Consider the following 9,865-nt stretch of genomic DNA (forward strand, 5'->3'; position numbering starts at 1 on the left):
CTTCTTTTTTTTTGATAAATAGCTAACTATTTTGAAAATCGTTGATTATCAACTTTTTGTCAAAAAATTATGCATGAAACCTGCAGGCGAGAGATGAATCCCTGATAAAGACTGTGGTATACTGTGACTTGGTGAACGTAACCAATTGGTGTGGGAACGGGGAGAAACGATGAATTCCTGGAAATGGATATCGGCTGGTTTTGGTTTATCATCTGTGTTGCCTGTAGCCTGGATGTTGTGGCACCCTACATTTGCAGCCGGAATAATTCTAATAATTTGGTCTGTAGCCGCCTCGCTCATTACTGCCTGGTACGTATGGCGTATAGAAGTCCGTAAACAGAAAAACAATCAGCGGATCTTGGAGCAGAGAGCCATTCAGACGTTGAATCACCATCGTCACGATTGGATGAACGAGCTTCAAATTTTATATGGATATATTCAGCTGGGGAAGCTTGATAAATCAGTGGAATGTGTGGAAAGAATAAAAGAGCGTATGCTGCTGGATAGTAAAATATCGAAGCTTGGCATACCAGCTCTGGTTTTTTATTTACATGCGTACCGTACGTTTAACATGGGATTACAACTGGAAGTTGATGTTGTAGATCATGTTCAACTTGATGGAAAACTTTCATCGAAAGCTGAAAATAATTTAACCGAGTCCATCATTCAAGTGATAGGTGCATATCAATTGAGTGGTAGTTCGACGTGGGAAGATGAGCGTCTGCTCACCTTAACATTTATGGAGCAAGAACAAGAATTGATTGCTGAATTTGATGGAGAAGGCTCTTTTGGTGATTTGGACAGCTTAAAGCAACAGATCGAAATTGCAGTACAAGATAAAGGCATTCGGGTGGAACAGATCCTTACGGACAATGCGACGTATAGACTATGTTTACCGTATGTGATATGAGGAAGGTGAATCCATGTTTGTAGATAAAGCAAAGGTTTATGTCAAAGGCGGAGACGGCGGAGACGGCCTGATTGCGTTTCGACGTGAAAAATATGTACCTGAAGGTGGTCCAGGTGGTGGAGATGGCGGCAAAGGGGGAGATGTAATCTTCCGCGTTGACGAAGGGCTCCGGACACTGATGGATTTCCGTTACCAACGGCACTTTAAAGCCAAGCGTGGGGAGAAAGGTCGTAATAAAAGCCAGCACGGGGCTAATGCAGAGAATATGGTTGTAAGAATTCCTCCCGGCACAGTCCTTATTGATGATGATTCGGGAGAAGTCATTGCAGATATGACCCGGCATGGGCAGCAGGTTGTTGTAGCTCGAGGCGGACGAGGCGGACGAGGAAACATTCGTTTTGCTACACCGAACAATCCGGCTCCAGAGCTTGCTGAGAATGGTGAAGAAGGCCAAGAGCGTTATGTAGTGATGGAGCTAAAAGTAATGGCTGATATCGGGCTTGTTGGTTTTCCGAGTGTCGGAAAGTCTACATTGCTGTCGGTCGTTTCAGCAGCACAACCGAAAATTGGGGCCTATCACTTTACTACAATTACTCCTAATTTAGGTGTAGTTGATGTTGGTGATGGTCGAAGTTTTGTGATGGCAGATCTTCCGGGGCTGATAGAAGGCGCACATGAAGGAGTAGGGCTTGGACATGAGTTTCTACGTCATGTGGAACGGACACGTGTCATCATTCATGTTGTAGATATGTCGGGCTCCGAAGGAAGAGATCCATTCGAGGATTGGCAAAAGATTAACGAAGAAATCCGGTTATATAATCCGGTATTGGCTGAAAGACCTCAGATTGTTGCAGCTAACAAAATGGACATGCCTGACTCGGAAGATAATTTGGAAGCATTCCGCGAACAAGTGAAGGCTGTGCGTCCTGATCTCGAGATTATGCCGATTTCTTCACTGACACGCCAAGGTATTCAGGAACTTCTGTACCGTGCGGCAGCTATTTTGGAGGCAATTCCAGATGAACCTGCTATAGAAGAAGTTGCTGAGATCGCAGAACGTAAAGTATATAAATTCGATAAGAAGGATGACAATGCGTTTACGATTACTCGGGATAATGAGATGTATGTCGTGAACAGTGAACGTATAGAGCGTATGCTAAAACGGATGCAGATGAACTCACATGATGCAATTCTGAAACTTGCCCGTACTCTTCGTCATATGGGAGTGGATGAAGAATTACGTCGTCGTGGTGCAACCGAAGGAACGATTGTACGCATTGGAGATTTCGAATTCGAGTTTATTGAAGGTAGCAGTTATTACTAAGAAAAAAACCGCTTAACTCAAATATTGAGTTTAAGTGGTTTTTTTTATTTTTATAATCCAAAATGTTCTGATTATCATATACAATGCTGTATATGGCTATTATTGAGGTTATAAAATACGATGGACCTCCAGGAATGTTTGTTTGGCGTTATCCGAGTAATGGTGGGGACGCTCCAGGCATTTGAGCAGGAATCATAGGTTAAAGAAGCGCCGTACTTTACGCATAAAATCAGTTGCTACTTAGTAGGAATGGAACCTCCCTTATGATAAGGGAGGTCTATTTATATCGAGCGCAATAAATGTACAAATAGGCAATATTCCATGCAATTAATATAGCGATTTATAAAAAAAGGCTATTATGTATTGCCCTTAACAAGGTTATCCAGTATAATGTCCACTATAGGAAAACAGTAGTCTTTGAGGAGAGGACGTTTGTGAAAGAACGGTATTATCTAGTCCGTGAGGATATTTTACCAGAGGCTGTGGTAAAGACCATGCAGGTGAAAAGGCTGCTTGCGTCTGGTGATGTCAAGACCGTGCATGAAGCTGTCGAACAGGTTGGTCTGAGCCGCAGTGCTTTTTATAAGTACAAAGATGGAATTCATCCGATCAACCAGTTGGAACGGGATGAGATCGTTACGATCTCCATAGATATGGAGCATCGTTCAGGTATATTATCTGAAGTGTTGGGTCTAGTGGCTGGAGAAGGCGGTAACGTACTAACGATACATCAAAGTATACCGCTGCAAGGTATTGCGAATGTAGTTATTTCCGTGGAAGTTTCGCGGCTGAATGAAGAGTTAGACGATTTGCTTGATGGGCTCAGGCGAGCAACAGGAGTTAGAAGGGTCCAGATGATTGGTCAAGGTTAGTGTATAACTATAGATAATGAGATGACTTGGAGTTTAGGAGGAGCGATTAAATGAAGCCAGTTAAGGTAGGATTGTTGGGATTAGGAACTGTAGGTACAGGTGTTGTCCGTATCGTTGAGGGACATCAAGAGGATTTGTGCAGTCAGGTGGGATCACCTATCATTATAGAGAAAATCGCTGTGAAGAATATGGAGAAGGACCGGAGCATAGCGGTGGATAACGGAAAATTGACGGATGATCCTTGGGATGTGATTCGTGATCCGGAAATCGACGTTATTGTAGAAGTAATGGGCGGTATTGATCAGACAAAGACTTATATTTTGGAAGCGTTGGACCGGGGTAAGCATATTGTCACTGCGAACAAAGATTTGATGGCACTCCATGGTGCGGAGATTTTGGCTAAGGCACAGGAGAAACAGTGTGATGTATTTTATGAGGCGAGTGTAGCGGGCGGTATTCCGATTATTCGCACTCTGATCGAAGGGTTTTCATCCGATCGCATCATGAAAATTATGGGCATCGTTAACGGAACAACGAACTTTATCTTAACCAAAATGAGCCAGGAAGGCGCTTCTTACGAGGATGTTCTGGCTGAAGCTCAGCAGCTCGGATATGCAGAAGCAGATCCAACATCGGATGTTGAAGGATTGGACGCCGCACGTAAAATGGCTATTCTCGGCACACTCGGTTTCCGTACAAATGTTGAACTGAAAGACGTAAGTGTAAAAGGAATTTCCCAAGTATCCAAGGAAGATATTCTTTACGCTAAACGTTTAGGTTACGAAATGAAATTGCTTGGTATCGCAGATCGTGAAGAAGAGCAAGTCAGCATTAGTGTACAACCGACGATGGTGCGTACAAGTCATCCAGTTGCTGCTGTGAATGGAGTATTCAATGCGGTTTACGTTTACGGCGAAGCGGTTGGCGAGACAATGTTCTATGGACCAGGTGCAGGTGAGATGCCAACGGCAACTTCTGTAGTAGCGGATTTGGTTGCTGTCATCAAAAACTTGAAGCTTGGAGTAAATGGTCTGAAGGCTATCGTGCCATACAAGGAGAAAAAGCTAAAGAGTGATGATCAAATTTCGTATAAAAACTTTATTTTGCTTCATGTAGATGACAAGGCAGGTGTCCTTGCAAAAATCACACAGGTATTTGCTGAGTATGATGTAAGTCTGGAATCTGTTGTACAACAGCCGAATGATCAAAATCCTGATGCGGAAATTATTATCGTGACTCATAATGCTAGCAAAGCTAATATGGATAAAGTGCTAAACCATTTTGAAAGTCTGGATGCAATACGCCGTATTAAGAGTGTATATCGTGTAGAAGGGTAAGTAGTATCTGAAAACATTAGGACTAATTAAATTATTATATACAAGAAGAGGGGAACATGAGAGATGCCATATGAAGGTTTGATTCAGACGTATAAAGAATACTTGCCCGTTAATGAGAATACACCGTTGCTAACGTTGAAAGAAGGAAACACCCCTTTAATCCGTGCTGAGAATTTGTCTGAGGATCTGGGACTTGATCTATATTTTAAATTTGAAGGTTTAAATCCAACAGGTTCATTCAAAGACCGCGGTATGGTTATGGCTGTAGCCAAAGCAATGGAGGAAGGTAGTCGTACTATTATGTGTGCTTCTACCGGGAACACCTCGGCTGCAGCTGCTGCATATGCTGCTCGCGGTGGCTTAAATTGTATCGTAATCATTCCGAATAACAATATAGCACTTGGTAAGCTTGCGCAGGCGATGATCTATGGTGCCAAAGTCATTGCTATTGAGGGCAATTTTGACAGAGCATTAGAAATTGTACGGGAAATTACAGCGAAACATCCAATTGCATTAGTTAACTCTGTAAATCCATATCGTATTGAAGGACAAAAAACAGCTGCTTTCGAAGTGGTTGATCAACTTGGCAAAGCTCCGGATGTTCTGGCTATCCCTGTAGGTAATGCTGGAAACATCTCGGCTTACTGGAAAGGATTCAAAGAATACCACGCCGCGGGGAAAGCATCTTCACTTCCCAAAATGCTCGGTTTCGAGGCGGAAGGTGCTATGGCCATTGTCAAAGGTGAGCCAATTGCCAACCCAGAGACGGTTGCAACAGCGATCCGTATCGGCAATCCTGCAAGTTGGAAGACGGCTGTTGCGGCAGCTAATGAGTCAGGCGGACAGATCAATTACGTAACAGACGAAGAAATTCTTACAGCATATCGTGCTATTGCTTCACGAGAGGGTATTTTTGCTGAGCCTGGTTCAGCGGCATCGATTGCCGGTGTGTATAAAATGAAACGGGAAGGATACTTCAAAGGTGGAGAAAGCGTTGTGTGTGTTCTAACAGGTCACGGACTGAAAGATCCTAACATCGCTATCACAACTGTGAATTCTGAGCCGTTAGTTGTTTCTGATACAGAATCGGCAGTTATGGATGCTATCGCTAAGCTTGAAGGAGCGGCGCACGTATGAGTTTGTCTGAAAAAGTCCGAATCAAGGTTCCAGCCAGCACGGCTAACCTTGGTCCCGGATTTGATACGCTAGGAATGGCACTATCTCTTTACGCATGGATTGAAATGAAGCAAGCTGATCGTACCTCCTTTCATTTATTCGGAGATGAAATGAAAGGAGTGCCAGAGGATAAAAGCAATCTTATATATCAAGTTGCCCAGATGGTTTTTGATGAAGCCGGTGTTTCCGTTCCGGAACTGGATATTTCCATGTATTCTGAGATTCCACTGACCCGTGGATTAGGCAGTAGTGCTTCAGCGATTGTTGGAGCGCTTGCGGCTGCAAACGCGTTGATCGGTTCTCCTTTGCCTGATGGCAAGTTGTTTGATATGGCTACAAATCTTGAGAAACATCCCGATAATGTGGGAGCCTCCTTATTCGGAGGTATCATTGCTGCAGCTTGGGATGGTAATCATGCGGATTATGTCAGAATTGAACCACCCGCTAATATGGAAACCCTGGTGGTCATTCCTGATTTTCATTTGTCTACAACAAAGGCAAGAGAAGCACTGCCAAAACAGATCTCTCTTTCCGATGCTGTATATAACATTAGTCGCTCTTCCCTGATGACGGCTGCTTTAGCATCAGGACAACTTGATCTGATCGGAGCAGCTATGAGAGATCGTATTCATCAGCCGTACCGGGCGGCCTTGGTCCCGGGTATGTCCGAAATCCTTGATGAAGCACCTAATCGGGGGGCACTGGGGATTGCTTTAAGTGGGGCTGGTCCCACACTGATCGCACTGATTAGACGTGGGGATGAACGTACTGAATCATTACGAACCTATCTCATTGAAACGATGAAAAAGGAAGGGATCACAGCATCGAGTTTATTACTCCAACCGGATGTTAATGGGGTACAGGTGCTGAATGAATTACAGAGCATTTCATTTATGGATATGATAAGAGGGGAAGTAACAACATGAAACGTATAGCACTGCTACCCTCGGGGTCGGTTTCTCACGAAGCTATTTTATATTTACTCAAGGGGGAACCTGTTGAGTTTGTTCATCACAAACTCATATCTGATGTGTTCATGTCGACCGTAGAAGGGAAAAGCGATTACAGCGTTATTCCAATCGAGAATACGATTGAAGGCTCGGTAAGTCTTCATATGGATTGGCTCGTAAACGAGATTGATGTGCCGATGCAGGTGGAATGGGTATACCCTTCAATTCAAAATTTAATCGGTGACGCTTCGGAGTTTCAGGCTGAGGATGGAAGTGTTGATTTTTCTAGAATTATGAAAGTATACTCCCACCCGGTAGCTACAGCCCAATGTAGGCAGTTTCTATCTAAGTATGCTCCTGGTGCTGAATTAGAACCTGTGGGTAGTACTTCTGAAGGCGTGAAAATCGTCAAGGAGAATCCGGGCAAAGGTTGGGCGGCTATTGGAACAACGCTGGGCTCGTCCAAACATGAATTAGATATTTTGGCGGAAAAGATCACGGATCATGATAACAATTACACAAGGTTTGTACTAATCGGAAACAGCCCGATTGAGGTGACGCGCTCACCTGAAATGGTGAAGACCAGTATTTTGGTTACGCTGCCCGAAGACGTTCCTGGTGCTCTTCATCAGGTGCTTTCTACATTTGCATGGAGAAGATTGAACTTGTCTCGGATAGAATCTCGTCCAACGAAAAAAAAGCTGGGTAACTATTACTTCTATATAGATGTTCTTGATTCAGCAGATTCTGTATTGTTAACAGCAGCAATGGGAGAGATTGAAGCATTGGGATGTCAGGTTCGTATTCTTGGTTCTTATCCTTGCTTTGCGTATGAGAAATAAACTGAACGGCTATAAAATCAGAAGATCCTAATACTTGTACCGCTCATGTAATCTAAACATAGTTAAAATCCTTTCATACCCATGGAAGGATTTTTTTTGTTTATAGGGATGTCAATCGCCCATCTTCTGCATAGGATGTAGTAACGAATGCGGGCGAAATGCTTCAAAGCGCCTAGAAGAGTGTAGGAGGTTTTAGCGGCGTGAAAATACACATCGTCAAGAAAGGCGACTCCTTATATGAGCTATCTAAAAAGTATGGGGTCCCTTTAGCCAAAATCGTGGATGCAAATCCGCAATTAGTAGACCCGAATAAACTAGACATCGGCATGAAAATAAAAATACCAATTGAGCCAGTGCCGGTACCTGAAGGAAGCAAGCCCATTATCCATAAGCATATCGTGAAGCAGGGCGATTCACTTTGGAAGCTCTCCAAAGCATGGGGCGTTTCATTGAAAGAAATCATTGATGCGAACCCTCAGCTTAAAAATCCCAACGCATTGCTTGTAGGGGAAGTCGTTAACATACCTTCTGCAGGGACGTATACAAACCTAGATAATAATCCTCATACAGGTGGAACTGAACAGATGCCAGATAAAACAATTCCTGGGAGTAAGACGTACACGGGACCAAAAGAAGAAATGACAGCTCCAAAACCATCTTTGCCAGAAATGCCAAAGGCCCCTGAAGTTCCGGAGGTTGAAGCCAAACCCGAAGAAAATGTCGAACTGGAAAACAAAGTGTATCATGAGATCAACATAAAACCGGAAATAACGATTATGCCAGAATTGGTTGTTATGCCAGAAATGCCAAAACTGCCACCTGTACAACCAATCTATGAATCGAAGCATGAAGAGAAGATGGTTTGTCCAGAAATGCATGCTGTGCCAGCTCCAGAGCCTTGTCCTTCTTATCCAAAGTATCCCGAGCATCATATGTCTCAGAGTTATCAACCTGAGTTTCACGCTCATCAGTATATGTATCCTGAATCTTCATGTGGCTGCAAGGAGCACGTAATGGAACAACCGACACAAGATTGGCATGTTCCCCAGCAGCATATGATGATGAATGGACCCTATGAGGCCCAAACAACTTGGGGAGCTCAAACATCACAGTATCCGGGAATTACAGAACAACCGATGACATTAGAAAATGCTCAATTAAATGTGAATCAGCCTTACACAATGGGGATGCAAAATTATATGTCTTATGATTCAGGTGAGGGGAAGGAAAATATGCCTCACAAATCACCTTGTGGTTGTCATGGCGGCTATGAGATGCCAACACCTTATGATAATGGAATGATGATGGCTCATAATTGCAACCCAATGTATCCACATCATGATCAGCATTATATGGGACATTGTCACTATCCATGTATTCCGTGGTTTGGAGGGTTTCAGCAACCATACCTATGGCCTGCTTATGGGGGAGGTGGCATGGCGCAAACCATGAATAACTCAGCATTTCCTTTAGAAGGTATGGGATCAAACAACCCTTGGAACGGAAGTATGGGTGAAAACTCAAAAAAAGATTGTGGTTGTCATGGGCGACAAAATGAGGATCTTGCGTCAGTCAATTTTATCAACGAAGGTACTGTGTTTAATAATGAACCAGTATTAAACAATCAGGAAGAACAAGACAAAGGGAATAGAGCAGAAGCGAAAGCATCAGGCGGCCAAGAGTTAAAAAAGGTTAAAGCAAAATCTGTGCCTAAGAAGGTCCGTAAACAGAGTAGTAGACCGAAGCGTCAAAACCCTTGGATTAAGAACTAGTCGGATGGAGAATGAGAGTTAAGTGTAAATCAGTGTGAACGAACTAACAGTAAGGCAGGTGGAGACGCCTGTCTTGTTAGTTTTGTTTTTTTGAAATTGGAATATTTTATGGGTTGCTTACAATTTTCATCCCGTGGTATATTATAAATCCAGTCGCGAGAAGATAAATCGAGTGACTGAGTGAGAGATTTAAAAGTTGAAAGTCTTCAAAAAAACTTTAAAAAAACTCTTGCAAAACGAAGTTAAACATGATATATTATAAGAGTTGCTGCTGCGAACGAGATTCGCCGGTAACACTGAAGCTGATCTTTGAAAACTGAACAACGAGTGAGTTAAACCGATCTTACTTCGGTAAGATCAAAAATGAGAATTTTAATTCTCGTCAGTTTTTCTAAATGAGCAAATCGCTCTTTTCATTAAACTTTAATGGAGNNNGAGAGTTAGCGGCGGACGGGTGAGTAACACGTAGGCAACCTGCCCTCAAGACTGGGATAACTACCGGAAACGGTAGCTAATACCGGATAATTTATTTTGCCACATGGTGAGATAATGAAAGGTGGAGCGATCTACCACTTGAGGATGGGCCTGCGGCGCATTAGCTAGTTGGTGAGGTAATGGCTCACCAAGGCGACGATGCGTAGCCGACCTGAGAGGGTGAACGGCCACACTGGGACTGAGACAC

Annotated in this window: 8 protein-coding genes and 1 rRNA gene; all 9 read left to right on the forward strand. The window is 43.3% G+C overall.

Features of this window, described 5'->3' with window-relative positions; genetic code table 11:
• Positions 1-169 precede the first annotated feature (169 nt).
• Positions 170-910: a Spo0B domain-containing protein gene (locus ACFQV5_RS04070; protein WP_379243920.1), complete on the forward strand. Its 741-nt coding sequence runs from the start codon at positions 170-172 to the stop codon at positions 908-910.
• A 13-nt stretch (positions 911-923) separates the two neighbouring features.
• A complete protein-coding gene (gene obgE / locus ACFQV5_RS04075) occupies positions 924-2,234 on the forward strand; it encodes a GTPase ObgE (RefSeq protein ID WP_379243922.1) in 1,311 nt (436 codons plus the stop codon).
• 434 nt (positions 2,235-2,668) lie between these two features.
• On the forward strand, positions 2,669-3,106 hold the full coding sequence (locus ACFQV5_RS04080; protein ID WP_379243924.1) for an ACT domain-containing protein: 438 nt from the start codon (positions 2,669-2,671) through the stop codon (positions 3,104-3,106).
• A gap of 50 nt (positions 3,107-3,156) precedes the next feature.
• On the forward strand, positions 3,157-4,443 hold the full coding sequence (locus ACFQV5_RS04085; RefSeq protein ID WP_379243926.1) for a homoserine dehydrogenase: 1,287 nt from the start codon (positions 3,157-3,159) through the stop codon (positions 4,441-4,443).
• 63 nt (positions 4,444-4,506) lie between these two features.
• Entirely contained in the window at positions 4,507-5,580 is a 1,074-nt protein-coding gene (gene thrC / locus ACFQV5_RS04090; protein ID WP_379243928.1) for a threonine synthase, read from the forward strand.
• Positions 5,577-6,545: a homoserine kinase gene (gene thrB / locus ACFQV5_RS04095; RefSeq protein WP_379243930.1), complete on the forward strand. Its 969-nt coding sequence runs from the start codon at positions 5,577-5,579 to the stop codon at positions 6,543-6,545. Before thrC ends, thrB begins: the two co-directional genes overlap by 4 nt.
• On the forward strand, positions 6,542-7,411 hold the full coding sequence (gene pheA / locus ACFQV5_RS04100; RefSeq protein ID WP_379243932.1) for a prephenate dehydratase: 870 nt from the start codon (positions 6,542-6,544) through the stop codon (positions 7,409-7,411). Before thrB ends, pheA begins: the two co-directional genes overlap by 4 nt.
• A gap of 200 nt (positions 7,412-7,611) precedes the next feature.
• On the forward strand, positions 7,612-9,183 hold the full coding sequence (locus tag ACFQV5_RS04105; RefSeq protein ID WP_379243934.1) for a LysM peptidoglycan-binding domain-containing protein: 1,572 nt from the start codon (positions 7,612-7,614) through the stop codon (positions 9,181-9,183).
• A 359-nt stretch (positions 9,184-9,542) separates the two neighbouring features.
• Positions 9,543-9,865 (forward strand): 16S ribosomal RNA (locus tag ACFQV5_RS04110); the annotation flags it as partial.

Origin of the sequence: Paenibacillus sp. GCM10028914 (assembly GCF_042666275.1) — a bacterium.
Lineage (GTDB): Bacteria > Bacillota > Bacilli > Paenibacillales > Paenibacillaceae > Paenibacillus_AQ.